At 67.2% G+C, this 25,274-nt stretch carries 24 protein-coding genes, 1 pseudogene and 1 riboswitch; of the genes and pseudogenes, 17 read left to right on the top strand and 8 right to left on the bottom strand.

Annotated elements, in window-relative coordinates:
* Window positions 1-139 precede the first annotated feature (139 nt).
* Genes K3U93_RS03185 through K3U93_RS03170 form a run of 4 tightly spaced genes read left to right on the top strand, consistent with a single transcriptional unit; the run spans window position 140 to window position 4,525 of the window.
* Window positions 140-1,576 (top strand): long-chain-fatty-acid--protein ligase, encoded by a 1,437-nt coding sequence (locus K3U93_RS03185; protein ID WP_083011577.1) that lies wholly within the window; start codon window positions 140-142, stop codon window positions 1,574-1,576.
* Window positions 1,573-3,030 carry an acyl-CoA reductase gene (locus K3U93_RS03180; protein ID WP_083011578.1) on the top strand — a complete coding sequence of 486 codons (1,458 nt, stop codon included), beginning with the start codon at window positions 1,573-1,575 and terminating at the stop codon, window positions 3,028-3,030. Before K3U93_RS03185 ends, K3U93_RS03180 begins: the two co-directional genes overlap by 4 nt.
* On the top strand, window positions 3,027-3,953 hold the full coding sequence (locus K3U93_RS03175; RefSeq protein WP_083011579.1) for an SDR family NAD(P)-dependent oxidoreductase: 927 nt from the start codon (window positions 3,027-3,029) through the stop codon (window positions 3,951-3,953). Before K3U93_RS03180 ends, K3U93_RS03175 begins: the two co-directional genes overlap by 4 nt.
* Window positions 3,953-4,525, top strand: a complete 573-nt coding sequence (locus K3U93_RS03170) for a TetR/AcrR family transcriptional regulator (protein WP_083011580.1) — start codon at window positions 3,953-3,955, stop codon at window positions 4,523-4,525. The genes K3U93_RS03175 and K3U93_RS03170 overlap by 1 nt, the downstream gene beginning before the upstream one ends.
* A gap of 91 nt (window positions 4,526-4,616) precedes the next feature.
* On the opposite strand, the gene K3U93_RS03165 is transcribed toward K3U93_RS03170, so the two are convergent.
* The 6 genes from K3U93_RS03165 to napA form a co-directional block, all read right to left on the bottom strand.
* Window positions 4,617-5,435, bottom strand: a complete 819-nt coding sequence (locus K3U93_RS03165) for an enoyl-CoA hydratase/isomerase family protein (RefSeq protein WP_083011581.1) — start codon at window positions 5,433-5,435, stop codon at window positions 4,617-4,619.
* Entirely contained in the window at window positions 5,432-6,082 is a 651-nt protein-coding gene (locus tag K3U93_RS03160) for an LON peptidase substrate-binding domain-containing protein (protein WP_083011582.1), read from the bottom strand. Before K3U93_RS03160 ends, K3U93_RS03165 begins: the two co-directional genes overlap by 4 nt.
* Window positions 6,082-7,245 (bottom strand): glutamate--cysteine ligase, encoded by a 1,164-nt coding sequence (locus tag K3U93_RS03155; RefSeq protein ID WP_083011583.1) that lies wholly within the window; start codon window positions 7,243-7,245, stop codon window positions 6,082-6,084. Before K3U93_RS03155 ends, K3U93_RS03160 begins: the two co-directional genes overlap by 1 nt.
* Window positions 7,226-7,909 (bottom strand): superoxide dismutase[Cu-Zn], encoded by a 684-nt coding sequence (gene sodC, locus K3U93_RS03150; RefSeq protein ID WP_071511347.1) that lies wholly within the window; start codon window positions 7,907-7,909, stop codon window positions 7,226-7,228. The genes K3U93_RS03155 and sodC overlap by 20 nt, the downstream gene beginning before the upstream one ends.
* 180 nt (window positions 7,910-8,089) lie before the next feature.
* Window positions 8,090-8,563, bottom strand: coding sequence for a LytR C-terminal domain-containing protein (locus K3U93_RS03145; RefSeq protein WP_083011584.1), 474 nt, complete (start codon window positions 8,561-8,563; stop codon window positions 8,090-8,092).
* A gap of 51 nt (window positions 8,564-8,614) precedes the next feature.
* On the bottom strand, window positions 8,615-8,923 hold the full coding sequence (gene napA / locus K3U93_RS03140; RefSeq protein WP_071511349.1) for a nucleoid-associated protein NapA: 309 nt from the start codon (window positions 8,921-8,923) through the stop codon (window positions 8,615-8,617).
* A 288-nt stretch (window positions 8,924-9,211) separates the two neighbouring features.
* Between napA and K3U93_RS03135 the strand changes: the two genes are divergently transcribed.
* The 6 genes from K3U93_RS03135 (at window position 9,212) to K3U93_RS03110 (ending at window position 17,845) form a co-directional block, all read left to right on the top strand.
* Window positions 9,212-10,144 (top strand): LLM class flavin-dependent oxidoreductase, encoded by a 933-nt coding sequence (locus K3U93_RS03135; RefSeq protein ID WP_083011585.1) that lies wholly within the window; start codon window positions 9,212-9,214, stop codon window positions 10,142-10,144.
* A 134-nt stretch (window positions 10,145-10,278) separates the two neighbouring features.
* Window positions 10,279-10,872 carry a peptide deformylase gene (locus tag K3U93_RS03130; protein WP_071511351.1) on the top strand — a complete coding sequence of 198 codons (594 nt, stop codon included), beginning with the start codon at window positions 10,279-10,281 and terminating at the stop codon, window positions 10,870-10,872.
* Window positions 10,872-11,771 carry an N-acetylglutamate synthase, CG3035 family gene (locus K3U93_RS03125; protein ID WP_083011586.1) on the top strand — a complete coding sequence of 300 codons (900 nt, stop codon included), beginning with the start codon at window positions 10,872-10,874 and terminating at the stop codon, window positions 11,769-11,771. Before K3U93_RS03130 ends, K3U93_RS03125 begins: the two co-directional genes overlap by 1 nt.
* Window positions 11,772-11,878: 107 nt before the next feature.
* The gene (locus tag K3U93_RS03120) at window positions 11,879-12,685 is read left to right on the top strand and encodes an exodeoxyribonuclease III (protein WP_176220040.1); all 807 of its coding nucleotides are present in this window, start codon (window positions 11,879-11,881) and stop codon (window positions 12,683-12,685) included.
* 203 nt (window positions 12,686-12,888) lie between these two features.
* On the top strand, window positions 12,889-13,332 hold the full coding sequence (locus K3U93_RS03115) for a hypothetical protein (protein ID WP_071511353.1): 444 nt from the start codon (window positions 12,889-12,891) through the stop codon (window positions 13,330-13,332).
* Between the two features lie 52 nt (window positions 13,333-13,384).
* Window positions 13,385-17,845 carry a cation-translocating P-type ATPase gene (locus K3U93_RS03110; RefSeq protein WP_139797131.1) on the top strand — a complete coding sequence of 1,487 codons (4,461 nt, stop codon included), beginning with the start codon at window positions 13,385-13,387 and terminating at the stop codon, window positions 17,843-17,845.
* Here K3U93_RS03110 and K3U93_RS25425 read toward each other — a convergent pair.
* Window positions 17,760-17,942, bottom strand: a pseudogene (locus K3U93_RS25425) (hypothetical protein); the annotation flags it as partial. The gene K3U93_RS03110 and the pseudogene K3U93_RS25425 overlap by 86 nt on opposite strands.
* On the opposite strand from K3U93_RS25425, the gene K3U93_RS03105 reads away from it, so the two are divergent.
* Window positions 17,904-18,182 (top strand): hypothetical protein, encoded by a 279-nt coding sequence (locus tag K3U93_RS03105; protein WP_071511355.1) that lies wholly within the window; start codon window positions 17,904-17,906, stop codon window positions 18,180-18,182. The pseudogene K3U93_RS25425 and the gene K3U93_RS03105 overlap by 39 nt on opposite strands.
* Before the next feature lie 365 nt (window positions 18,183-18,547).
* On the opposite strand, the gene K3U93_RS03100 is transcribed toward K3U93_RS03105, so the two are convergent.
* Window positions 18,548-19,807 (bottom strand): hypothetical protein, encoded by a 1,260-nt coding sequence (locus K3U93_RS03100; protein ID WP_083011589.1) that lies wholly within the window; start codon window positions 19,805-19,807, stop codon window positions 18,548-18,550.
* Window positions 19,808-20,319: 512 nt separating this feature from the next.
* Window positions 20,320-20,430, top strand: a riboswitch (TPP riboswitch).
* Between K3U93_RS03100 and thiC the strand changes: the two genes are divergently transcribed.
* The 6 genes from thiC (at window position 20,421) to K3U93_RS03070 (ending at window position 25,264) form a co-directional block, all read left to right on the top strand.
* Window positions 20,421-22,043 carry a phosphomethylpyrimidine synthase ThiC gene (thiC, locus tag K3U93_RS03095; RefSeq protein ID WP_083011636.1) on the top strand — a complete coding sequence of 541 codons (1,623 nt, stop codon included), beginning with the start codon at window positions 20,421-20,423 and terminating at the stop codon, window positions 22,041-22,043. (Overlaps the previous riboswitch by 10 nt.)
* Complete coding sequence (thiD, locus tag K3U93_RS03090; RefSeq protein WP_083011590.1) at window positions 22,040-22,867, top strand: bifunctional hydroxymethylpyrimidine kinase/phosphomethylpyrimidine kinase; 828 nt, start codon at window positions 22,040-22,042, stop codon at window positions 22,865-22,867. Before thiC ends, thiD begins: the two co-directional genes overlap by 4 nt.
* 49 nt (window positions 22,868-22,916) lie before the next feature.
* Window positions 22,917-23,546, top strand: coding sequence for an alpha/beta hydrolase family protein (locus K3U93_RS03085; RefSeq protein ID WP_083011591.1), 630 nt, complete (start codon window positions 22,917-22,919; stop codon window positions 23,544-23,546).
* A gap of 47 nt (window positions 23,547-23,593) precedes the next feature.
* Window positions 23,594-23,818: a hypothetical protein gene (locus K3U93_RS03080; RefSeq protein WP_083011592.1), complete on the top strand. Its 225-nt coding sequence runs from the start codon at window positions 23,594-23,596 to the stop codon at window positions 23,816-23,818.
* A 122-nt stretch (window positions 23,819-23,940) separates the two neighbouring features.
* A complete protein-coding gene (locus tag K3U93_RS03075; protein ID WP_083011593.1) occupies window positions 23,941-24,378 on the top strand; it encodes a MarR family winged helix-turn-helix transcriptional regulator in 438 nt (145 codons plus the stop codon).
* A gap of 16 nt (window positions 24,379-24,394) precedes the next feature.
* The gene (locus K3U93_RS03070; protein WP_083011594.1) at window positions 24,395-25,264 is read left to right on the top strand and encodes an LLM class F420-dependent oxidoreductase; all 870 of its coding nucleotides are present in this window, start codon (window positions 24,395-24,397) and stop codon (window positions 25,262-25,264) included.
* The last annotated feature ends 10 nt before the right edge of the window (window positions 25,265-25,274 follow it).

Genomic DNA, 25,274 nt, shown 5'->3' with positions numbered 1-25,274 from the left:
CGCTTGGGCACTCGTTGACGCCGCTCCGCGCGGCCGCCCGATGGGAACCTGACCAGCTTACGGGCAAATCCAGCCCCCGAGATCATTTGCAGTAAACTGCATTCTTGCGTACTACTGCATGCTGGCTTAGTGTGGGCGGATGACGGTCACGGGGAAGGCGGCGCTGCCGGTCGACGAATTTATGAACGACCCGATCGGCTTCTTCGGCCAGTCCTACACCCGGATGCACAGCATCGACCGCGGCGCGCTCGAAGAGCTGCAGCGCCAGGCCATGGGCATCCGTTTCCGGGAGCATTACGACAGCGTCGAGATGCTGCGAAAGCTGGCCGACCGGCTCGGCATCATCGCGCTCAACGAGTTCAACGACGTTGTGCCGCTGTTCTTCTCGCACACGGCGTTCAAGTCGTACCCGGCCGCGTTGATCGACAAGAAGCGCTTCGACCTGATGACCCGGTGGCTCGACAAGCTCACCAGCTACGACCTGTCCGGCGTGGACACGAATGGCTGTACCGGGATCGACGACTGGATCGACCGGCTCGACGAACAGACACCGCTGGAGGTCATCACCTCCAGCGGCACCACCGGCACCATCTCGATCCTTCCTAAGGACAAGCGCGGCGCCGAAGAGGGCATGACGCTGTGGAAGATCTGCCTGTTCCAGACCTTCGGCCGCGAGCCCACGGACGCGGAGCTCAACCCGTCGGTGGACGTGGTGTGGCCCAACTTCGCCAACGGCAAGCTCGGTCACCTGCGCATCGCGAACATGATCAAGCGCGGCTTCACCGGCGGCGACGAGAGCAGGTTCCACGCGCTCTACCCCTTTGCGGTGGACACCGACCTGATGTTCCTGGCGTCCAAGATGCGCGCGGCGGCATCGCGCGGGGAGCTCGACCGGCTCGAGATCGACCCGGCGCTGGCCGCCCGCAAGGACGAGTTCACCGCCATGCAGGCGCGGCAGGCCCAGGACATGGAGGCCTTCTTCACCCGCATCACCGACCAGCTGCGCGGCAAGCGGGTGTTCATGCTGGGCACCTACCACCTGATGTACGACATCGCCAGGGCCGGCCTCGAGCGTGGGGTGCGTAATGTCTTCGCCCCCGACTCGGCGATTCTTACCGGCGGTGGCATGAAAGGCGTTGCGCTGCCCCACGATTTCATGGATGTCATCAAGAAATTCCTCGGCGTCGAGCGGATCCAGGTCGGTTATGGCTTCTCCGAGTCCAGCACGTTCCACTGGGGTTGCAGCGAGGGCCGCTACCACGTGGCCCCGTGGGTGATTCCGTTCGTGCTCGATCCCGATACCAGCGAGCCGCTGCCCCGCACCGGTGTGCGGACCGGTCGCGCGGCCGTCTACGACATTCTGCTGCGCGCCCACTGGGGCGGCGTCATCTCCGGCGACGAGGTCACCATCGACTGGGACCTGCGCTGCCCGTGTGGGCAGGCCAGCGTCGCGTTCGAAAAGGACATCATCCGCTACAGCGAGAAACAGGATGTCGAGGACGACCGGATCACCTGTGCCGCAACGCATGAGGTGCACAACGAGGCGGTGAACTTCATGAAGGGCCTGGACCTGTGATCGCCTACACCGTCCCGCTGTTCCTACGGGGCCAGGTCATTACCGACGACCTCGTCTCGTTCGGTACCCGCAGCGGCGAGTCGCAGTTCCAGGCACCGGACATGGGCAAGCACGTCGGGCGGGTGCCGCTGAAAAGCCCCGTGGAAATGCGCGACCTCTACGAGCTGAGTTTCGACGAGATCCTCGACGTGCTCGAGGCGCTGGGAGACGCGCTAGCCTTCGAGTCGAACGCCCACCTGCAGGAGGCCTGCGAGGCGTCGCTGGTGGCCAACGTGCTGCCCGCCGAAATGTTGAAGAACAGCTATCGCGTTCTGGGGCCGCTGTTTTCCCGCGACAACGTCACCGAAATCGCCGACAGCCAGGTCGGGCTGGACTACCTCAACGGGTGGGTCCCGCACAAACTGCGCGACGGGCGCGAACTGCGGGTGCGCGCCTTCGGATCCCGCGTGCTGCACGTTCCGGCGGGCAACGGCGGGCTGGTCTCGGCGGTGACCATCCTGCGTTCGGTGATCACCCGCTCCGACGCCATCGTCAAGGCGCCGTCCAACGATCCGCTGACCGCGATCGCGATCGCCCGCACGCTCGCCGACGTGGCGCCGGACCATCCGATCACCAGGCACTTGGCGGTCGGGTACTGGAAGGGCGGCGACCTGGCCGTCGAGGAAGCCCTCTACCGACCGCAGCACATCGAGAAAATCGTGGCGTGGGGTGGGCTGGCGTCGGTCAAGCACGTAACCCGTTACATCCAGCCAGGTTTGGAGCTCATCGCGCTGGACCCGAAGCGCAGCGCCACCATCATCGGCCGCGAGGCGTTCGCCGACGAACACACGATGCGAGAGGTTGCCCGCCGCGCCGCCACCGATATCGGCGTGGCCAACCAGGAGGGGTGCGCCAACGCCCGGGTCATCTACGTGCTCAGCGGAACCAACGCCGGCGGTCTGGCCAACGCCAATCGGCTCGGCGAAATGATCTACCAGGAATTGATGTCCTTGCCCGCCGTAGTCAGCACCCCGCCACGGTATCCGAACCGCGAGCTGCTCGACCATGTGGAGGCCTCGCGCATGGCCGAGGACTTTTACCGCGTCATCGGTGGCGAGCGGCGCGAGGGCGCCATCGTCGTCTCGCAATTCGACGAGCCTGTGGATTATGCGCCGATGCTGTCCGGGCGGGTGGCCAACATCGTCCCGGTGGACAGCATCGACCAGGTGAACGCGGCGGTTAACGCCTACACTCAGACCATCGGCATCTACCCGGAATCCCTCAAGCGGCGGCTGCGAGACACGTTGCCGCTGTTCGGCGCCCAGCGGCTGACCAGCCTGGGCTACGCGTGCAACGTCGCGGTCGCCGCGCCGCAGGATGCCATCGAGCCGATCCGGCGGATGTGCAAGTGGATCGTCGACGAGGAATGCGACCCGGGTGTGGTCGTTCCCCTCTGGGAGCTCACGCCGGCATGACCGAACGTCCGACCGCCCTGCACGTCGTCGAGGGAATCGACCTGTCGGGCAAGGTATGTGTGATCACGGGGGCGTCGTCGGGGCTGGGCCGCGAGTCGGCGCGCGCATTGGCCGCCGCGGGCGCGCACGTGGTTTTGGCCGCGCGCAACCAAGACGCCCTGGTGCGGGCGGCCCGGTGGATCGACGCCGAGACGCCCGGCGCCCGGACCTCCACGGTGCGGCTCGACCTCACGGCGCTGGCCAGCGTTCGGGCTGCGGTGGGCGCGATCCGCGACATCGCGCCGGCGATTCATATCTTGATGAACAACGCCGGCGTCATGTTCACCCCCTTCGGGCGGACGCACGATGGATTCGAAATGCAAATAGGGACAAACCATTTCGGGCACTTCGAACTCACCCGGCTCCTTATCCCGCAACTCGCCGCCGAGGGCGCCCGGATCGTCACCCTGTCGTCCGCGGGCCATGTGCTGGGTGACGTCGACCTCGACGACCCCAACTGGGAGAGCCGCGAATACGACAAGTTCGTCGCCTACGGCGCGTCCAAGACGGCGAACATCCTGCACACCGTCGAGGCCGACCGCCGCCTGCGCGAGTTGGGCATCCGCGCCTTCGCCGTTCATCCCGGCACCGTGGCCACGTCGCTGGCGCGGCACATGTCCCGTTCGGACTTCTCGCGGCTACGCGAATACGCCGTCGCCAGCGGTGCGGCGCGCGGCAAACCGACCGAAGGCTTCCTCGACTTCGTCACGCCCGAACACGGTGCGGCCACCCAGGTTTGGGCCGCGGTCGGCCCGGAGCTGGCCGGCCGAGGAGGACTGTATCTGGAAGACTGCAGCGTCAGCGAAAATGTCGCGCCCTATGCCCGCGACGAGCGGCGCGCGGCCGACTGGTGGGCGCTTTCCGAGAAGCTTTGTGCCACATAGTGAACCGGCTCGAACGACGAAAGCTCGAGGTGCGGGAGAAGATTCTCGCGGCCGCCTTCGAGCTGTTCCTGAGCCAAGGCGTTGCTGCCACCACCCTCGAGGAGATCTGCGAGCGCGCCGATGTAGCCAACCGAACGTTCTTCAACCACTTCGCCACCCGTCAGGACATGATCCGCGCGCTGGCGGAGCGGCGGCTGGTCAACCTGCGCGACGTCGTCTTCGACCGCGCGGATCAACCGATCCCGGACCGGCTCGTCGGTGTTTTCGACGACATCGCCACCGCGCTGATCGGATCCGGTGACACCTACCGCGAGATGATCGGGGAGATGCTCTCCACCAGCGGCTACGGCATTCAGCGCGGATTCAACCTGCACGACACGTTCGTCGAACTCGTCAAGGAGGGCGTCGCCCGCGGCGAGGTCAGCGTGCGACACGACGCGGAAACGTTGGCCGACATCATCGTTGGCGCGCTCTCCGGGGGCATCCTCAACTGGACCATCGACCGGACGTATTCGCTGAAGACCAACCTGCACAACCTCGGCGTCGCGCTGGCCGAGTTGCTGGGCGGGTGAGGCCCGGGGTTTCGACTTTGACTCTGCGCTGACCAGGGGCTCTACTCGCACTTTTGCCTGGTGGACGCAGAGTCGACTGAAACAAGCCGGCTCATGGCTCCGGGAGTTCCGCCCAGTCGGCCGAAAGCCGCGAGCTGAACCGCGGCGGCCGCCTGTCCAGGAACGCGGCCACCCCTTCGCGGGCGTCGGCACTGCCCATCACGCGGTGGTGCAGCTGGGTTTCCAGCGACGCGACCTGTCGCGGGGTGTAGTTGTTGATCGCGCTGTCCCACAGCAGCCGCTTGCACAACGCCGCCGACATCGGCGCCACGTGGGCCGCGATGTCGCGGGCCATTTCCAACGCCTGGTCGAGCACCCGCTCGGCGGGCAGCGCCCGATTCGCAATGCCGAGCGCCACCGCCTCCACACCGGTGAAGGTGCGCCCGGTGAGCAGCACCTCGGCGGCCACCCCCAGGGTGGCCAGGTGCGCCAGGGTCCAGTGCGACATGCAGTCGGGTATCACTCCCCGACGTACTTGCACCACACCGTATTTGGCATCCTCGGCCACGACGCGGATGTCGGCCTGCAGGGCAAGGGTCAGGCCGATGCCGATGGCGTGGCCGTTGAGCGCGGCGATCACCGGCTTGCGCAATTCGAAGGCGGCGGGATCGATCGGCGATGCCGAAAACGTGCTGTCGTCCGCGGGCGCCTCGAACGGCGAGATGTTGCCGGAGAAGTCCGCTCCCACGCAGAAGGCACTGCCCGCGCCGGTTAGCACGATGGCGCGGACGTCGTCGTCACCGTCGCACTCCAGGTACGCCTGGCTCAGCAGCCTGCCCATGTCGGCGGTGTAGGCGTTGAGATGCTCGGGGCGATTGAGCGTGAGCACACCCACGCCCTCGTTGATGTCGACAACCAGATCGGTACTCATTCGGACAGCTGGAATTCCACCATGTCGGCCACCGCGTCCACGGCCTCGCTGAGCGCGGCCAGGCGGTCGGCGGCCGACGGCGCCGACAGCACGCTGTAGCGGTCGGCCGTGCCGATCGGGGTGCGAGATGCCAACGCGTACAGGCGCTGCCCGGCATCGGCCGTGTCGCCCGCGCCGCGGCCCAGGAGCACGTCGCGGTCCGGCTGCGCCGCGCCGCGAGTCTCGGCGATCCGCTCGAACAGGGCCATCACCCGGTCTTCGAGATCGAGCAGCTGGGCGTGCGTCACCGCGTCCCCAGACTCGTCCGGCCACAGCGTTGCGGTCGCCCGCGGGTAGGGATCGTCGGGCAGCCACTCGCACACCCGGATCCGCTGCCCGGTCCGGCAGCGCAGCGCATATCGGCCGGCACCGAGATCGGCGTATTCAGCTATCCCGCACAGGGTTCCGACATCACAGCGCGAGTCACCGCCACCGACCTCGCGGCCGGCAGAGATCAGCACGACACCGAACGGCTCGTCACCGTCGAGGCAGCGCCGCACCAGCGCGCCGTAGCGGGGCTCGAAAATCCGCAGCGGCAGGTCCTCGTTGGGCAGCAGCGCCGACTCCAGCGGAAACATCGCCAGCTCAATGGGTTCGGGATCGGCCATCAGATATCCAGCTCACCCACCAGCGCGTCGACGACCGCGCGCAGGTCACCGTCGTGTTCCTCGGCCACCCGCCGCTGCCGCTGGTATGAGGCACCATCGCGCCAGATGTCGGCCACCGCGCGCAGCTCGTCGGCGCAATGCAGCGACTTGGCGACCGGCTCGAGCCGGGTCAGCACCTCGGCGAGGTCCTCGGTCACCAGCCGCTCGTTGCTGTCGGCGTCCAAGATGATCACCGCGTCCAGGCCGTAGCGAGCCGCGCGCCACTTGTTCTCCTGGACATGCCACGGCGGCATGGTCGGTAGCGTCTCACCGGCATCCAGCCGGCGATCGAGGTCCACGACGAGGCAATGGGTCAAGGCGACCAGCGCACCCAGCTCGCGCAGGTTGGACACGCCGTCGCAGACCCGCACTTCAAGGGTGCCGAGGTGTGGAGATGGCCTTATGTCCCAACGGATTTCGTCGATATGGTCGATGATGCCGGTCTTCTTCTGATCGTAGACGAAGCCTTCGAACTCCGCCCAGGTCTGAAAGTGGAAAGGCAGCCCGGCGGTGGGCAACTGCTGGAACATCATCGCCCGGTTGCTGGCGTATCCGGTGTCTTCGCCGACCCACCACGGTGACGACGCCGACAGCGCCAACAGGTGCGGGTAGAAATTGAGCAGCGACGTCATGATCGGCATCACCTTGTTCGCCGACGAGATGCCAACGTGCACATGCACACCCCAGATCAGCATCTGCCGGCCCCACCACTGGGTGCGCTTGATCAGCTCGGCGTAGCGCGGTGCGTCGGTGAGCTTCTGGGTGGACCACCGCGCGAACGGGTGCGTGCCGGCGGAGAACAGTTCCATGCCGCGGCCCCGGACGATCTTGCGGGCCGGGCGCAGTGTGTCGCGCAGATCCTCCATCGCCGCTGCGGTGCATTCACAGATACCGCTGACCACTTCGACGGTGTTGCGCAGCAGTTCCTTGTGCACGCGCGGGTTTTCGCCGATCTCGGCCATGACCGCGGTGGCTTCGTTGCTCAGGTCGCGGGTTTGCGCGTCGACGAGCGCGAACTCCCACTCCACGCCGATGGTCGGCCGCGGCGAGGGCGCGAAATCGATACGGGCCCCGGCTCTTTCCGGCCCTCTTTTAAAGGCCCTCTTAGCCGGCACCGACGACACCGCACGCCACCCGCTTGCCGGCGTCACCGGTCGTCATCGTGGTCTCGTCGGGACCCGGTGTTCCGTTGGTCTGGTGGTAGCGATCCGGCGGGATGTTGCCGAAGTTGTCGGCGCCGGCGTGGATGATGATGGCGGTCTTCTCGCCGGCCAACAGGTCGTCCAGGGTGAAGGCGTCGGTGCTGGTGACCAGCATCCCGACACCGTCTTTGCGGACTTCCAGTGAGGTCAGGTCGCCACTGGCCGGTTCGGCGGAGTGTCCGGGCACCTGGAAGTGCCCGCCGGCGGACAGAAAGTCGCCGGGCGCGCCGCCGGTTGGGGCGACCGAATTGGCCTCGCACTTGCCCACCTTATGGATGTGTACCCCGTGGAAGCCCGGCGCGAGCTGACCAGCGCCCGTCGTCGCGATCGTGACGGTGGCGTAGCCGTTGCTAAAATCGAACTTCGCGGTCGCGACCTGAGTGCCGTCGGGCGCCTTCAGGTGGGTGGTCATGCTCTGCGAAGCGGACTCTTCACCCTCGGCGCCGGCCGGCGGCGCCGATCCGGTCCACACCGCCGGCGTGGTGCCCGGTGTGGACGCCGGGGGCTGGTTTGGCGTGCAGGCGCTGAGCAGCGCGACGCACGTGGCCAGAGACAACAGGGACAGCGCGGCGGCAAGCTTACGCATAGCGAGAGCCTAACGCTGCGACGACACCACCGAAACGATTCTCTGTGGCGGTCTTCCGTTCGCGAGCGTCTTCCCGTCCGCGAGCGTAACGCCGCTGCGAATTCGAGCGCCGGATTTCGCGGTGACGTTACGTTCGCGAGCGAGAGGGGGGCCGCGCCGCGAATTCGAGCAGCCGGGCGATCAGCCGGTAACCAGGACGATGACCCCGGGCGGCTGGCTGTTGAGCGCGGGGATTCTCGGTTCGACGGCCGCGCCCAGCTTCTGGCCCACTGCGTCCGCGGTGGCATGTTCACCGTCGGCGTCGGTGTAGTAGACCGTGGTGGCCGAGACGTCGGTCAACGACAGGTTCCCGACGTCAGTCACCTTAAAGCCGGCGGCCGTGAGCTCATCCTTGGTGCGCGTAGCGACGCCCTCTTTCGACGAGATGTTGTAAACGCGCACCTCGGCCTGGTTCGCCGGGGGCTTGCTCGACGTGGGAGACGAGCTGGTGGTAGCGGTCACGCTGGACACCGGCGACGCCGAGTCGTCGTCGGTGTTTCCGGACGAGCCCAGCGCCTGCCAGCCGAGCAGCAGGAAAATGACCCCCAGGAATAACAACACCATCACCATGGCCCGCAAGGGAAGCCCGGTCGAGTCGGGAACTCGCTCTTTCATCGAGCCCACTGTAGCCAGAAACGTGCCAGAACCTGCAAAGGCACGGACCTGTCAGGTCACCTCGAAGCCGAGCCGCCGGGCCGCCCGCGCCTTCTGGCGGGTGGCACGCATCCGCCGCAACCGCTTCACCAGCATCGGGTCGGCGGCCAGCGCTTCCGGTCGATCGACGAGCGCGTTGAGCACCTGGTAGTAGCGCGTCGCCGACATCGAGAACAGCTCTTTGATGGCTTCTTCTTTCACCCCGGCGTATTTCCACCACTGACGTTCGAATGCCAGGATGTCGTGTTCACGGCGGGTCAGCCCATCGGCGATTTCAGCGTCGTCCCCCGATCGATTTGCCCGCGCCATGGCGCTGTCCATATCGCTTCCCCTGGACCCTTCCGGCGATTCTCAGTGTGCTCGAATGACTTGACTTACATAGGGGCATGTTTCGGCGAATATTGAACCACGCCGCGAACCCTCAAGCCGTAATCCAGACCCGCGAGTCGGCCGACTTGGTTAGATTGCCCCGCTCGTCCGACCCGCTTTGCCTACGGTCGGCTCGCCCGTGAATGACTCAGGTTTCGGGGACCTCTGGCCCTGCTGTGGCCCGATGTCGGTCTATAGGCTTCGGGCCGGCATTCGGTACCGGAATCAGGAGACGTCTCGATGAAAGTCGGCATCGGTCTACCAACAAGCATCCCGGGCGCACGGCCCGACCTGGTCCTCGAGTGGGCGCGGGCCGCGGACGCCGGGCCCCTTTCCAGCGTCGCCGTTATCGACCGCGTGGTCTATCCCAGCTATGAGCCGCTGGTCGCGCTGGCCTCCGTCGCGGGAGTCACACAACGTGTCGGTCTGATGACGTCCATCCTGCAGGCACCACTGCGCAACGCCACGCTCCTGGCCAAGCAGGCGGCGAGCCTCGATGCGCTTTCCCATGGGCGGCTGACGTTGGGGATGGCGGTCGGCGGACGCGTGGATGATTTTCGGGCGGTGTCAGCCTGTTTCGAGGATCGTGGGCGGCGTTTCGACAAGCAATTGGCCTTGATGAAGCAGATCTGGTCGGGCCGGCCTCTCGGCGACGGCGTGGGCGCCATCGGGCCGACGCCGACGCGTCCGGGCGGACCGGAGGTGCTGATCGGCGGCTACCTGCCGGCCGCGATTCGCCGCGTCGGCCGCTGGGCCGACGGATATCTCCACGAAGGCCCGCCCACGGAAGCCGCCGAACTCTATCGCGAGGCAGAAAAGTCATGGAAAGCGGCGGGCCGCGAGGGCAGGCCACGCTTTGTGGGCGCGTTCTACTTCGGCCTGGGGCCCAACGCACGCGAAAAGGCCAGCGCCTCCCTCGGCGACTACTATGCATTCGCGCTCAAGCCGATGCCCCGAGAAGCGAGCGCCTCCATCCGGAATCTGGCAGCTTTGCGGGCGCCGGCGGTCGAGGAGATCATTCAAGCGCCACCGTCGACGCCGGAAGCGGTGCGAGAGGTGCTACAGGGTTGCCTGGATGTCGGCATGGACGAAGTCATCGCCCTGCCCGGGATCGCCGAACTGGACCAGGTGGACCGCTTGGCCGAGGTGGTGAACACCGTCGCCGGGTTGTAGTCCGGCCACCCGATTGCCCGGCTCCTCACCGCGCCGCTTCGCGGCGCGGATCGTCGCCGATACCACCCGATTGCCCGGCTCCTCACCGCGCCGCTTCGCGGCGCGGATCGTCGCCGGGCCTAAGCTAGCCGACCATGGCAGTCGTACCCATTCGCATCGTCGGAGATCCGGTCCTGCACAACCCGACGACGCCGGTGCCCGTCGCCGCCGACGGTTCGCTACCGCCGGACCTGGCCGAGTTGATCTCCACCATGTACGACACCATGGACGCCGCGCACGGCGTCGGCCTGGCCGCCAACCAGATCGGGGTCGGCTTGCGGCTCTTCGTCTACGACTGCGCCGAGGACCGCGGAACGACCGACCGCCGCCGCGGCGTGGTCGTCAACCCCGTCCTGGAAACCTCCGAAATACCCGAGACCATGCCCGACCCCAACAACGACGACGAAGGCTGCCTGTCGGTTCCCGGTGAATCGTTTCCCACCGGCCGCGCGAAGTGGGCGCGCGTCACCGGGCTCGACGCCGACGGCAAACCCATCGCCATCGAGGGCACCGGCCTCTTCGCGCGGATGCTGCAGCACGAGACCGGGCACCTGGATGGCTTTCTATACCTGGACCACCTCATCGGCCGCCACGCCCGCGCCGCGAAACGCGCCGTCAAGTCACACGGCTGGGGCGTCCCGGGACTGTCGTGGCTACCGGGCGAGGGGCCGGACCCGTTCGGACACTGATGATCTCGTGGCCGGACCCCGGAACGCGGGTGACGGTTCGCTACCGGCGACCCGCCGGATCGGTCCCGCCGCTCACCGACGCGGTCGGACACCTGCTGGCGGTCGATCCGATGGTGCGGGTGCGGACGAAAACGGGCGCGGTCGTCGAGTTTGCGCCCGCCGACGTCGTTGCGCTGCGGGAACTCACCGACGCGCCGATGCGCACCTCCCAAATCCGGGCGCTCGAGCACGCGGCCACCGCGGCGTGGCCGGGCGTCGAGCACACCTGGCTGGACGGCTGGCTACTGCGGGCCGGCCCGTGGGCGGGCTTGGCTGCCAATTCAGCAGTGCCACTGGATGTTTCGGCCCGGGCAAGCGCTGTCCCCGAGATCATAGCCTGGTACGAGCGTCGCGGCCTAACGCCGCGGCTGGCCATTCCCGACCGCTTGTTGCCGCTGCCGCCCGGCCTGACCGCCGAGCGCACGGAAGTAGTCCTGGTGCGCGACGTGTCGAGCGTCACGCTAGAGCAACGGCCGGACCCGAGCGTCACGCTAGAGCAACGGCCGAGCGACGCGTGGCTGCGGACCTACCAACGCGAGATTCCCGTCGACGTCCTCACCGCCGTCGTCGACGGCGAGCTGATGTTCGGCATCCACCCGGGCTCAGCCGTCGCGCGCGCAGCGGTGACCGACGCACCGGGCGGCACCCGGTGGGTGGGCCTGTCGGCGATACGCGCTCCCGACGAGCGGGTCGCGGTGGCCGTCTGCGAAGCACTGCTGGCCTGGGGCGTGGATCGCGGCGCAACCCGTGGCTACATGCATGCCTATCACGGCGGCGCGACCACCCTCGCCGATGAGCTGGGTTTCCGGCCGCACCACCGCCGCCGCTACATCGCCGCCCGAACAACGGATACCGTCTAGCCATGCCCGACGGCACGCTTGATGGCGGCGACCCGCCGCGCCCGGCTTCGCCGCACTTGCGATCGCCGCTTGATGGCGGCGACCCGCCGCGCCCGGCTTCGCCGCACTTGCGGCTGGCCACCTGGAATGTGAACTCGATTCGGACCCGCCTGGACCGCGTCGTCGACTGGTTGGCCCGCGCCGAGGTCGACGTGCTGGCCATGCAGGAAACTAAGTGCGCCGACAGCCAGTTCCCCACCCTGCCGCTGTTCGAACTCGGTTACGAGGTCGCACACGTCGGTTTCAACCAGTGGAACGGCGTGGCCATCGCCTCGCGCGTCGGTCTCGACGATGTACAGATCGGCTTCGAGGGCCAGCCCAGCTGGAGCAGCAAGCCGGACGTGGCCGCGACCGCGGAGGCCCGCGCGCTGGGCGCCACCTGCGGTGGCATACGCGTGTGGAGCCTCTACGTTCCCAACGGCCGCGCCGTGGGCGATCCGCACTACACCTACAAACTGAATTGGCTTGCTGCGCTGCGTGATACGGCGGCGGGCTGGCTACGCGACGACCCCACGGCACAGATCGCGCTGGTCGGCGACTGGAACATCGCCCCGAAGGATGAAGACGTCTGGAGCACCGAATTCTATGCCGGCGCCACGCACGTCTCCGTACCGGAGCGCCAAGCCTTCAAAGCGATCATCGACGCCCAATTCACCGACGTGATAAGGCCTTTCACCCCAGGCCCCGGTGTCTACACCTACTGGGACTACACCCAGCTGCGGTTTCCGAAGAAGCAGGGCATGCGCATCGACTTCATCCTCGCATCGCCGGCATTGGCCGGCCGCGTCACAGACGCGCAGATCGTCCGCGAGGAACGCAAGGGAAAGGCGCCCAGCGACCATGCCCCGGTGCTGATCGATGTGAGCCGGATTTGAATCGCATCGATGGTTCGTGTGCCACCGGCGGGCCGCACAAAATCCAGAAGTTGCTCGTTGTACGCGCGTTTGTAACGTGGCAGGCTTTTGCTAGATAGACGCAGAGAACGAGTTCGTTGTTGCTGTTAACTTCGCGTTCAACGGGTATACAGGTTGCCAACGCGGTTCCCAGTGAGAGCGATGAGATACCAAAGGGAGTCATCATGGGTGTCGTCGGCGGTGCGGTCCGCAACGTGGGCAAAACCGTGAATCGTGCGGCGGACGCGACCACAGCGGCCGCGGGCGCGGTGGGTGGCGCCGCGGTCAACGGAATTGTCGGCGGCGTGACGGGAGCCGCGGAGGGCATCAAACGCGGAGTCAGCAGCGGCAGCCACTCGACGCCGGCGGCCGCGCTGGCGTTGGGTGCGCTAGGCGTTGCCGGTCTGGTCGAGTGGCCGGTCCTGCTGGCCGTCGGAGGCGGCGCGCTGCTGTTGCACAGGATGCACCGCAGTACGGAGACGGCCGCATCGACGAAGGCGAACCTCACGCCGGTACCGTCGGAGCCCGCGGCGAAGAAAGCGGCGCCCGCGAAAGCCGCCCGCAAGCAGCCGGCCAAGAAGGCGGCCGGACGGCGCGCGGGCGCCGCCGAATTGCGCAGCACCAACTAAAGCGGAACTCTTTGAGCAGCCCTTGAGCATTGTCACGTCGCTACCACGATCGATGCCGCTGCGGGCTGTCACGACGGGCATCCAGGCAACCTCAGCCCTCACTAACGCCGCGCTGAACGCGGCACTTTCCGCCTCGAGGACAAGCTTCCAGATCGCGGCCATCCCGCTGCGAGAAGGCGCCAGGGCGCTCACCGCCGACCTTCCCGACCAAACGCTCGGCCGCCGCTGTTCGCGGGGCCAGGGCCGGGCCTGGATCGAGGTGCGCGGCCTTGACGGCGCCGACGACGGTGAACTCGGCCGGGCCGTGCTCGACGCGGTCCGGGCCCACCCCGGCGTCACTTCGGTCAGCCTGAACCGTCCCCTGTCGCGCGTGATCGTCAGCCTCAACGGCCAGGACACCTCGCTGCGTGACCTTTGCCGCATCGTCAATGACACCGAAAAGCGTTGCCGCCCAAGCAGCAAAGCGCCCACGGCCAGCCTGCCCGGCGACGGCGTGGTGGCGGCGACCAGGGCCGTGACCGTGGCCGCCAACGCGGCCGGGCTGGGCATCGCGCTGACGGGCCGGGCGCTGCGGTGGCCGCGACTGCCGATCGGTGTCCTTGCGGGCGTGGTGGCGGTGGAGTACCAACCCCGGCTGCGCCGTCTGATCGAGGACCGCATCGGCGGGCCCGCGACCGACACCGTGATGACGCTGGCCATGGCGGCCGCGGAAACGGTCACGCAGTCCCCCGGGTCGTTGTCGGTGGGTCTGCTGATGCAGTCGCTGAAGGCCGCCGAATCCCGCGCCGGGGCGCGGGCCTGGCGCCGGCACGAACCGGAGCTGGCCCGGCATGCCGGCGCGTCGTCGCCGCCGAAGCCGCGCTCCAGGCCCGTGGAACGCAACGCCGGGCGCTTCGCGCTCATCCAGGCGCTCAGCGCCGGGCTGGTCGGCGCCACCACCGGCAGCGTGCACATGGCCGCGACCGCGGTGCTGGTGACAGCCCCCAAGGCCACCCGCACCACGCCCGAGGCGTTCGCCGCCGAGCTCGGGCGCGGGCTGGCCGATCGGCACGCGGTCCTGCCGTTGCGGCCGGAGGCCCTGCGCCGTCTCGACCGGGTCGACGCGATCGTCATCGACCCGCGGGTGTTGTGCACCAACAGCTTGCGGGTGGCGCGCATCCGCGGCGCCCACGAGCACGACGTGTCCGCGGCGTGGAACCGCGCCCAGCTGGCGCTGGAGAACAACGGGCACCGGCCGGGCTGGCACCCGGTCCCCGGGATCTCGGCCAGCGAGCCGGATTCCGAAGTCGAGGCCCTTTTCCGCCTCACCCACGATCCCCTGGCGTCGGCCGTGGTCGCCGAGGCGCACCGGACGGGAGCGGAGCTGGTCTCGGTCGACGTTGACTCGCTGGGCGAATTGCGGCCGGCGTTCGATGACGTCAAACCCGTGAAAAACGGCGCCGTCGACGACGCGCTCGCCCGCGCCGTCGCGGACCTGCAAAAGGCGGGCCGCACGGTGGCCGTGCTGTCATCGTCTGGGGCACAAGCGCTTTCGTCGGCCGACGTAGCGCTGGGCGTGATGCCGCGGACCGGGGCGGGCCCGCCCTGGTGCGCCGATCTGCTCCTGCCCGACCTGGCGGCCGCCTGGCGGGTGCTGCACGCGCTTCCGGCGGCGCGGGCCGCCACCCAGCGGGGTGCCGGGATATCGGCCGGCGCGACGGCGATGGGATCTCTTCTGATGATCCCGGGCGTCCGCGGCCTGGGACCCGGACCGGTGACCACCGGCGCGGCGGCGGGCCTGTTCTCCGGCTACCTGTTGGCACGCGGGATCATGAACGCGGATACGCCGCGCCCGGCACCCGTTCACGACTGGCATGCGATGCCGGCCGAGCAGGTGCGTAAGGCGTTGCCGCCGCCCGATTCCCGGACGGGACCGGACCGCCACGGCTCGCACCCGGCGGCAGCGGCCCCGCACGCGGTCTGGCAACTCCTCACGGCCATCCGCGCCGAGTTGACCGACCCGCTGACTCCCGTGCTTGCGCTCGGCTCGGCGGCCAGCGCGGTGCTCGGTTCACCCGTCGACGCGATCTTGGTCTTCTCGGTGTTGACCGGGAACTCGATACTCGCGGCCAGCCAACGGCTGCGCGCCGAAAACCGACTGGATCGCCTTCTCGCACAACAGATTCCGCCGGCCAGGAAGGTGATAACCGGACCGGACGGCCAGCGAGCGTACACCGATGTCGTCGCGGCGCAATTGCAACCCGGCGACGTCATCGAGGTGCGCACGCACGAGGTGGTGCCCGCCGACGCCCGGATCCTCGAGGAGGTCGACGTCGAGGTCGACGAGTCGACGCTCACCGGTGAGTCGGTGTCGGTGGAAAAGCAGGTGGAGGCCACGCCGGGTGCCGATCTCGCCGGGCGACACTGCATGCTGTACGCCGGGACGACCGTGGTCGCCGGCACCGCGGTCGCGCTGGTGACCGCGGTCGGGGCCGACACCCAGGAACGCCGAGCCGCCGAGCTGGTGTCCGGCGACCTGCCGTCGGACATCGGCCTGCAGCACCAGCTCAGCCAGCTCACCAATCGCGCCTTCCCAGTGAGCATGAGCGGCGGCGCGCTCGTCAGCGCGCTGGGGCTGCTGCGTGGCGCGGGTCTGCGCCAGGCGGTTGCGAGCGGCATCGCCATCGCCGTCGCCGCGGTCCCCGAGGGGATGCCGCTGGTGGCGACCCTGGCGCAGTCCGCGTCGGCTCGACGGCTGACGAAATTCGGTGCGCTGGTTCGTGTTCCGCGTTCGGTGGAGGCGCTCGGCCGCATCGACGTGGTCTGCTTCGACAAGACCGGAACGCTCAGCGAGAACCGCCTGCGGGTGACGCAGGTCCACCCGGCGCCGGGGTTTTCGCGCGAGGAGGTGCTGCGCTGTGCGGCGCACGCCGCGCCGGTGTCGAACGGCGCCCCCCACGTGCACGCGACCGACGTCGCCATCGTCGAGGCGGCCGTCGGCTCGCTCAACGGCTCCGCGCCCAGCGCCGAACCCACAGCTCACCTTCCCTTCCGCTCAGGCAGATCCTTTTCGGCCTCCGTCACCGACGGGGAGCTGACGGTCAAGGGCGCGCCCGAAGTGGTGCTGGCCGCCTGCGAGGACGCCGGCCCGGCCGTCGAGCAGACCGTCGCCGAACTGGCCGCCGGCGGGTTGCGGGTGATCGCGGTGGCGCGGCGCCGGCTGAACCCGCAACAGGCTCGGGCGATCCGGGAAAACCCCGACGACATCGCCGAATTCTGCGACAACGGGTTGACGCTGATGGGGTTCCTCGGTTTGTCCGATACCCCGCGCGCCGAGGCCGTCGGCCTGCTCGCGAACCTGCGGCGCCAACGGGTGGGAGTGAAGCTGATCACCGGTGATCACCCGATTACCGCCATGGCGATCGCCGCGGAGCTGGGCCTGTCGGTGACCCCCGAGCAGGTGATCAGCGGTCCCGAATGGGACTCGCTGTCGCGCAAGGACCAAGAGCGCGTTGTGACCGAGCGGGTGATTTTCGCGCGGATGACGCCGGAGAACAAGGTCCATATCGTTCAGACGCTGCAGAGCGCCGGGGTGCTGTGTGCGATGGTCGGCGACGGATCCAACGACGCGGCCGCCATCAGGGCCGCCACCGTCGGTATCGGCGTCGTCGCGGGAGGCAGCGACCCGGCGCACATGGCGGCCGACGTGGTGCTGGTGGATGCCCGCATCGAGGCGCTGGTGCACGCCATCGAGGAGGGGCGCCAACTCTGGCAGCGGGTGCAGGCGGCGGTGTCCGTGCTGCTCGGCGGCAACGCCGGCGAGGTGCTGTTCGCCGTCATCGGCAGCGCGATCACCGGGAACTCGCCGCTGAACACCCGGCAGTTGCTGCTGGTGAACATGATGACCGATGCGCTGCCGGCGGCCGCGCTCGCGGTCAGCAAGCCCAGCGGACCTGTCGATTCGGGTCTGCGCGGCCCGGATCAGCCGGCGTTGTGGCGCGCCGTGGCCGTTCGCGGCGTCACCACGGCGGCCGCGACGACGGCGGCGTGGGCGATGGCGAGTGTCACCGGGCGCCCGCAACGCGCATCGACCGTGGCACTGGTCGCGCTGGTGGGCGCCGAATTGGGTCAAACGCTGCTGGACTCCCGCGCCCCGCTGGTGGTGCTCACCGCGGTGGGCTCGCTCGGGGCGATGGGAACGCTGATCAGCATTCCGGTGGTCAGCCAGTTGCTCGGCTGCACGCCGCTGGGTCCGCTTGGTTGGGCGCAGGCTCTGGGGGCCGCCGCTGCGGCGACCGTTGGGATAGCCGTTGTGAACGGTGTTTTGGAAGGTTGGGGCACGCCGGACACGGAGCCACCCGAACCTGCTGCGCCCGTGACGAACGACGAGGCGTCCGGTCGGACTGCCGAATCTCCACCACCCCGACGCGCCAAAGCAGCGCATAGAGTTCCACTAACGGCACCCGCAGCACCAGGGCGATCGACGAAACGAGCGGATCGGCTAAGAAGCCCGAGGAGTCGGTCGTCGACATAAGTCCGACGTTGAACTCACGACCCGGCGAGGCGGCAAACCCTTCGTTACCGAAAGGCAAATGATGGCGGAAAAGAAGTCGCGCAGAGGGATATCCCAGCGCGAAGCGGTGCAGAAGATCCGCGAGGGCGAGACCTTTGTGGTGAACGTGCCGGTGCTGGGACAGATGGAGATTCCGCGGCCGGAGCAGCTGGCCTACTACGGCGGTCTGGCCGCCCTGGCGGCATTCGAACTCATCGACTGGCCCGTCGCTGTGGTCATCGCCGCCGGACACTTGATGGCAAGCAGCCATCACAACAAGATTCTGGAGGAACTCGGCGAGGCGATGGAAGAGGTTTAGGCGCGCCTGGCCTGATTTCACGTCAGGTGGCGGTCCACGGTTTGAGTTTCCCGGGTCGCTCTCCAGTCTGGCCCGTTCTCGAACCGAACGCGGCGCCTTGGTGATCGATCCGATCGCAACCTTTGCCCCGGGGTCGGTCGGATCCGTTCGGCCGACGTTACCGATCATCCAAAATCCTTGGGATAGAACCGATTTCATACTGGCATCGATATGGTGCCCTCCGGCTGGCATGAATCGCGTTGTCCCCAGACCGTTACGTGCCCAGCCGACAACCACACGCTATAGACGGATTGGCCCCCTCCTTTGCCGAAGGGGGCCAATCGCCGGTGGCGGTCACCGGCTCGCATCGGCGACCACCCGCGGATTCAGAGCATCTTGAGCAGGCCGACGATAATGGCCCCGATCTGGCTGGCCAGGGTTCCGGTGAAGTTGACCACCGCGGAGGGGAGATTCGCCAGCAGTGAGGGAATGTTTTGCAGCTGCGCCACCAGTTCAGGACCAATGGTGGTGCCGATACGTTGCAGCTGAGTAATCGCGCCTTGGATCGCGGTCGCGCTCGGCCAGCCGTTCTGCATTTGGGAGATGAGGTTCTGGACTCCGGCGCCGACACTGCCGCCCGCTTCGATGTTCTGGGCGTTCGGGGCAACGACCGCGGTTGACCAAGAGGGCAGGGTTTGATTCACCAGATAGTTGAGAAAGCCACCAGCGTACTGCCCGAAAGCTTTCGAGCTGAGCAGGCCGCCGGTCGGCGACCCGCCGGAGCCGCTTGTCAGCGCCCCGTTGATCACGCCGTTGATCAGCTGACCTGGGATGTCAGCCAGGTTGGTTACCACCCCTAACGAGTCACCGGTGGCCGCTGCGTCATAAACAGCCTGCAGGCTCTGACCCAACACGTTTCCAGGGACACCCAGCAAGGGGAGGCCATACCCAGCGACCAAGCCGGCGAGGCCGGGGCCCTGGGTCCAGAACTCGATGGTGTTTGAGATGTTCTGCGATATGTAGGAGGGGATGTAGATGATGTTCTCCATATCTTCAAGCGCAACGATCGGCCGCTGGAGCAGTTGTGTGCTCAGCAGCGGTAGCCCGGTAGAGATATTGCCCTGCAGGATGTCGTTGACCGCGTTGATTGTCTGATTCGCAAAACTCGTCTTGGTGGTCCCGCCGATTAGCTTGACTAAGGAGGCTGCGGTGCTTTGGTACGCCCCGACGTAGTCGCTCGCGTACGACACCCCGTTGGCAGCGAGCTGCTGCAAGACCGGGAACGGCGGGTTGAATTCGCCGCCAAGGTACTGCAGGTTGGTCACCGCGTCCTGGAACATATTCACGTATGTCTGCAGCGGGTTGACGAAGTACGGGCTGATGTCAGTAATGGCCTGCGCGGGCACTGCGGCCGCACTGGAGCCGCCGGCGAGCGAAGCGAGTTCGCTCTCCACACCCGAGAACAGATCCACCATCCCGCTGGCGGCATCGGTGAGATCGATATCGGACACGCTCACGGGAGGCAGGTGTTGGGCTACATCAAATTTCGGTAGGTGCTGGGTCATCGGACCGGCAGCGATGACTGCGGCGCTGGTCAGGGCGATTCCAGCGGTGATGTGGGGGCGGGCTGCGAGGTCCACGACCATCTCCTTTGATCGGTGCGTCGAATTCGGATGGTCAGAAGGTAGCTGAGAGCAACCTGAGTTTCGGGAGAGTTGGGGTGATGTTGGCCAAGTTCATCCCGCGAACATCGAGTCCTGCAAACTATTTGAAGTAAAGTAACCACTGCTAAAAAATATTTTCAAGATCTTAGAGTTACCCCCACCCCCGAATTTTAGTTCAGATCGAAACTACCTGAGCGTGGCGCCCGGCATATATTTGCCACACTCGTCCAGCACCACCAGCAAACCCGTCCGACACAAGCCTCACCGTCGAGCCGCCACCTCGCCAACAACAATCGCCACACCCCTGTAAAGGACACCATCACTGCGTAGGGCACGCCGCAAGATTCTCACCGGTGCTGACGTTCCCGACCCGTCTCAGGCGCGAGGCCCCGGTCAGAGAATTTCGTTGAGCTGCCAGCGCAGCCGGAGGGTCCACTGCCACCCGCCCGCCTGGCGCGGATGGTCCCGGTTGGGAGTAACCTCGCGTCCGGACCATCCATAAACGCGGGAGCGCACGCCGAGTGCGCTGAGAGGACGGCTCGGGGCCGTCGACCGTACGAACCTGACCGGGTAATGCCGGCGTAGGGAGATGAAAATGACCGTAACTGTCGAACCATCCGTGACCACCGGGCCCATCGCGGGCAGCAGCAAGGTCTATCAAGAAGTAGACGGCGTTCCCGGTGCCCGGGTTCCTTTCCGGCGGGTGCATCTGTCCACCGGAGACCACTTCGACCTCTACGACACCTCGGGCCCCTACACCGATCCCGACGCGGTGATCGACCTGACGTCCGGGCTGCCGCCGCGGCCCGGGGTGGTTCGTGACCGCGGCACCCAGCTGCAGCGCGCCCGCGCCGGCGAGATCACCGCGGAGATGGCGTTCATCGCCGCCCGCGAGGGCATGCCCGCCGAGCTGGTGCGCGACGAGGTCGCCCGCGGACGTGCGGTGATCCCGGCCAACCACAACCACCCCGAGGCCGAGCCGATGATCATCGGCAAGGCGTTCGCGGTCAAGGTCAACGCCAACATCGGCAACTCGGCGGTGACGAGCTCGATCGCCGAAGAGGTGGACAAGATGGTGTGGGCCACCCGTTGGGGCGCCGACACCATCATGGACCTGTCCACCGGCAAGAACATCCACGAAACCCGCGAGTGGATCCTGCGCAATTCGCCGGTGCCGGTCGGCACGGTGCCGATCTACCAGGCGCTGGAAAAGATCAAGGGCGACCCCACCGAGCTAACCTGGGAGATCTACCGCGACACCGTGATCGAACAGTGCGAGCAGGGCGTGGACTACATGACCGTGCACGCCGGCGTGCTACTGCGCTACGTGCCGCTGACCGCCAAGCGCGTCACCGGCATCGTCAGCCGCGGCGGGTCGATCATGGCGGCCTGGTGCCTGGCGCATCACCGAGAGTCGTTCCTCTACACCAACTTTGAAGAACTCTGCGACATCCTGGCGAGCTACGACGTCACGTTCTCACTCGGCGACGGGTTGCGGCCGGGTTCGATCGCCGACGCCAATGACGCCGCGCAGTTCGCCGAGCTACGCACCCTGGGCGAGCTGACCAAGATCGCGAAAGCCCGTGGCGCACAGGTGATGATCGAGGGCCCCGGTCACATCCCAATGCACAAGATCGTGGAGAACGTGCGGCTGGAAGAGGAGCTGTGCGAGGAGGCCCCCTTCTACACGCTCGGTCCGCTGGCCACCGACATCGCGCCGGCCTACGACCACATCACGTCGGCGATCGGCGCGGCCATCATCGCCCAGGCCGGCACCGCGATGCTGTGCTACGTGACCCCGAAGGAACACCTGGGGCTCCCGGACCGCAAGGACGTCAAGGACGGCGTGATCGCCTACAAGATCGCCGCGCATTCGGCGGATCTGGCCAAGGGCCATCCCGGCGCGCAGGCGCGTGACGACGCGCTGAGCACGGCGCGGTTCGAGTTCCGCTGGAACGACCAGTTCGCGCTGTCGTTGGACCCCGACACCGCACGGGAATTCCACGACGAGACGCTGCCGGCCGAGCCGGCGAAGACCGCGCACTTCTGCTCGATGTGTGGGCCGAAGTTCTGCTCGATGCGCATAACCGCTGACGTGCGGGCGTACGCGACAGAACACGGGCTCGACAGCGAAGAGGCGATCGAAGCCGCAATGGCGGAGAAGTCGGCCGAGTTCGCCGAGCACGGCAACCGGGTGTATCTGCCGCTCGCGCAGTGAATTACCTGCCGCTGGCGCCGCCGGGGACGACCCCGCCGCGGGTGCTGTCCATCGCCGGGTCGGACTCCGGCGGCGGTGCGGGCATCCAGGCCGACATGCGCACCATGGCGTTGCTGGGCGTGCACGCGTGCATCGCGGTCACTGCGGTGACCGTGCAGAACACGTTGGGAGTCAAGAGCTTTCACGAGATTCCCAACGATGTCGTGGCCGGTCAGATAGAGGCGGTCGTCACCGACATCGGTATCCAGGCCGCCAAGACCGGGATGCTGGCGTCGGCCGGCATCATCGACACGGTGGCCACGACCTGGCGCGGGCTCGAGTTGACGGTGCCGCTCGTCGTCGATCCGGTGTGCGCGTCCATGCACGGTGACCCGCTGCTGGCACGAGAGGCACTGGATTCTCTTCGCACTCAACTGTTTCCGTTGGCCACGCTAGTGACGCCCAATCTCGACGAGGTGCGGCTGCTGGTGGATATCGATGTGGTCGACGCCGACTCGCAGCGCGCGGCGGCCAAGGCACTGCACGCGCTGGGCCCGCGCTGGGCGCTGGTCAAGGGCGGACACCTGCGGTCGTCGGATCGCAGCCGCGACCTGCTCTATGACGGTGCCTCCTGCTACGAGTTCGACGCGGAGCGCATCCCCACCGGAAACGACCACGGCGGTGGCGACACGCTTGCGACCGCGGTCGCCTGCGCGCTGGCGCACGGGTTCGGCATGCCCGACGCGGTCGAGTTCGGGAAGCGGTGGGTCACCGAATGCCTACGCGCCGCTTACCCATTGGGCCACGGCCACGGCCCGGTCTCGCCCCTGTTCCGGCTGTCATGATTGCCCGCCCCCACCTCAATCCGTTCCGGACCGCATCGTCAGCGGGCGCATGAACCTCGAGCGAATCACGGGTGTGGCGCACCAACCGGAAGGCGACCCCAACGGCGTTGTAGTCCTGACCCACGGCGCCGGCGGCAACCGGGAATCCCCGCTGCTGCAACAGGTTTGCGACGAGTGGGCGCTACGCGGCTGGCTCGCGGTGCGCTACAACCTGCCCTACCGGCGGCGCCGGCCCACGGGTCCGCCGTCGGGCTCGGCCGCCACCGACCGCGCGGGGATCGTCGAGGCGATCACGGTGTGCCGCGGTCTTACCGACGGCCCGCTGGTCGCCGGCGGGCACTCCTACGGTGGCCGGCAGACGTCCATGGTTGTTGCCGGCGGCGAAGCTCAGGTGGACGTGCTCACGCTGTTCTCCTACCCGGTCCATCCCCCGGGGAAGCCGGAGCGGCCGCGCACCGAACACCTGCCCGACATCACGGTGCCCACGGTGTTCACCCACGGGACCTCGGACCCCTTCGGCACGCCGGCCGAGGTGCGCGCCGCGGCGGCGCTGATCGCCGCGCCGACCGAAGTCGTCGAAATCACCGGCGCCCGGCACGACTTGCGCTCGAAGACCCTCGACGTGCCTGCGCTTGCGGTCGAGGCGGCGCTGCGTCTGCTGCATCGCCAAACAACGTGAATCGACACTCGGGGGGCCGTCCGAGCCCCGTATCAAAGGGACCGCGCATGTGGGAAAGATTTCGTCGACTGCTCGAATTCCGGCTCAGCATCGGTCAGCTGCTGGCCATCGGAATCGTCCTCGGCACTCCATATCTGCTGATAGGCACCATCTGGTCGATGACTCACACCGAGCATCTGCACCAGATGCGCGGCGTCGATCTCGCGGTGTCCTTCCTCGGGTCGATCGTGTCGTGGCCGGTGCTGCTTTTCGCGAACGTCTGCATGACGTGAAGGCGCTCATCCCACATATTGGACATTTACATAATCAATGTGGGCGCGCGCGGCCCACCGCCTGAGCCCAATTCATTCAGCTAGAACTGGACAGTTTTAGCTGTCTATTTTAGGGTGGGAGCATGGACGGCATCGGTGTCTCGGCCGTGACGGCCGCCCGCGATCTGCGGGTGCTGTTCAGCCGGCTGCGACGCCGGTTGAGGGACCTCGCGATCGACGACGATCTGACGCCGTCCCAGACCGCGGTGCTCACCCGGCTGTGGAAAGAGGGAACGTCGTCGGCCAGCGCACTGGCCGGCGCCGAACGGGTGCGGCCGCAGTCGATGGCCACCATCGTGGCCGCCCTCGAGCAGCGTGGGCTCATCGAGCGCACGCCCGACCCTGAAGATGGTCGTCGCCAAGTGATCTCGCTGACCACCGAAGGCCGCCGGCGCGCCGAGAGCGACCGTCGGGTGCGGGAGGAATGGTTGGCGCGCACCATCCAGGAGCGGTATTCCGAGCGGGAACGCCGCGTCATCCTTGACGCCTTATCGCTGCTCGAGCGCTTGACCGAAAACTAGGGCGAAAGGACCTGCAATGGAACTGGGAGTGCACTTCATCGATTTTCTGCCGGGGAATCCGGCGGCGCTGGGCCCGACGCTGGCCGACGCGGCGAAGGCCGCGGAGCAGGGTGGCGCGACGATGTTCACCTTGGCCGATCATTTCTTCCAGATGGAAAGCGTTGGGCGAGCCGAAGATCCATTCCTGGAGGGCTATACGTCTTTGGGTTTCCTCGCGGCGCAAACCACCACGATCGACCTGACCCTACTGGTCACCGGGGTCACCTATCGCTATCCCGGTGTGCTGGTCAAGGCGGTTACCACGCTTGACGTGCTGTCCCAGGGCCGGTCGATGCTGGGACTCGGCGCCGCGTGGTACGACCGCGAACATGTGGCCCTCGGCATTCCGTATCCGCCGCTCAGCGCGCGGTTCGAGATGCTCGAAGAGACACTGCAGATCTCCCGGCAGATGTGGAGCGACAACAACGGGCCCTACAACGGCAAGCACTATCGGCTGGCCGAAACAATCTGTGAGCCGCAACCGATTCGGCGGCCCCCGATTCTCATCGGCGGCGCCGGCGAGAAGAAGACGCTGCGGCTGGTCGCCCAGTACGCCGACGTCTGGAACGCCATGGTGTCGGACGTCGACGAGCTCAGGCACAAGATCGACGTGCTGAACCGCCACTGTGACGCGGTGGGTAGGGACCCGGCCGAAATCCGCAAGACGGTGGGGCTTTTCACCGATCCCTTCGAGGACACCGCCGGCTACCTGAATACGGTGGAACGTTATGCCGGGTTGGGTATTGACCTGATCAACATCGGTCCCTTCCCCGGAAACCCCGACCCCGTCGGCTTCATCCGCCGCCTCGGCGATCGACTGATTCCCAGGCTCGCCGAGATCGCTTGAGGCAGCACGA

It is taken from the genome of Mycobacterium malmoense (assembly GCF_019645855.1).
Lineage (GTDB): Bacteria > Actinomycetota > Actinomycetes > Mycobacteriales > Mycobacteriaceae > Mycobacterium > Mycobacterium malmoense.
Note: the sequence above shows the minus strand (reverse complement) of the source record. Positions and strands in the feature narration are given on the sequence as shown.

Excerpts from the sequence above, each read along its gene's own strand:
- K3U93_RS03185 (WP_083011577.1), top strand. The coding sequence starts at position 140 with ATGACGGTCACGGGGAAGGCGGCGCTGCCGGTCGACGAATTTATGAAC.
- K3U93_RS03175 (WP_083011579.1), top strand. The coding sequence starts at position 3,027 with ATGACCGAACGTCCGACCGCCCTGCACGTCGTCGAGGGAATCGACCTG.
- K3U93_RS03165 (WP_083011581.1), bottom strand. The coding sequence starts at position 5,435 with ATGAGTACCGATCTGGTTGTCGACATCAACGAGGGCGTGGGTGTGCTC.
- K3U93_RS03160 (WP_083011582.1), bottom strand. The coding sequence starts at position 6,082 with ATGGCCGATCCCGAACCCATTGAGCTGGCGATGTTTCCGCTGGAGTCG.
- sodC (WP_071511347.1), bottom strand. The coding sequence starts at position 7,909 with ATGCGTAAGCTTGCCGCCGCGCTGTCCCTGTTGTCTCTGGCCACGTGC.
- K3U93_RS03145 (WP_083011584.1), bottom strand. The coding sequence starts at position 8,563 with ATGAAAGAGCGAGTTCCCGACTCGACCGGGCTTCCCTTGCGGGCCATG.
- napA (WP_071511349.1), bottom strand. The coding sequence starts at position 8,923 with ATGGACAGCGCCATGGCGCGGGCAAATCGATCGGGGGACGACGCTGAA.
- K3U93_RS03135 (WP_083011585.1), top strand. The coding sequence starts at position 9,212 with ATGAAAGTCGGCATCGGTCTACCAACAAGCATCCCGGGCGCACGGCCC.
- K3U93_RS03130 (WP_071511351.1), top strand. The coding sequence starts at position 10,279 with ATGGCAGTCGTACCCATTCGCATCGTCGGAGATCCGGTCCTGCACAAC.
- K3U93_RS03125 (WP_083011586.1), top strand. The coding sequence starts at position 10,872 with ATGATCTCGTGGCCGGACCCCGGAACGCGGGTGACGGTTCGCTACCGG.
- K3U93_RS03115 (WP_071511353.1), top strand. The coding sequence starts at position 12,889 with ATGGGTGTCGTCGGCGGTGCGGTCCGCAACGTGGGCAAAACCGTGAAT.
- K3U93_RS03110 (WP_139797131.1), top strand. The coding sequence starts at position 13,385 with ATGCCGCTGCGGGCTGTCACGACGGGCATCCAGGCAACCTCAGCCCTC.
- K3U93_RS03105 (WP_071511355.1), top strand. The coding sequence starts at position 17,904 with ATGATGGCGGAAAAGAAGTCGCGCAGAGGGATATCCCAGCGCGAAGCG.
- K3U93_RS03100 (WP_083011589.1), bottom strand. The coding sequence starts at position 19,807 with ATGGTCGTGGACCTCGCAGCCCGCCCCCACATCACCGCTGGAATCGCC.
- thiC (WP_083011636.1), top strand. The coding sequence starts at position 20,421 with ATGACCGTAACTGTCGAACCATCCGTGACCACCGGGCCCATCGCGGGC.
- K3U93_RS03085 (WP_083011591.1), top strand. The coding sequence starts at position 22,917 with ATGAACCTCGAGCGAATCACGGGTGTGGCGCACCAACCGGAAGGCGAC.
- K3U93_RS03080 (WP_083011592.1), top strand. The coding sequence starts at position 23,594 with ATGTGGGAAAGATTTCGTCGACTGCTCGAATTCCGGCTCAGCATCGGT.
- K3U93_RS03075 (WP_083011593.1), top strand. The coding sequence starts at position 23,941 with ATGGACGGCATCGGTGTCTCGGCCGTGACGGCCGCCCGCGATCTGCGG.
- K3U93_RS03070 (WP_083011594.1), top strand. The coding sequence starts at position 24,395 with ATGGAACTGGGAGTGCACTTCATCGATTTTCTGCCGGGGAATCCGGCG.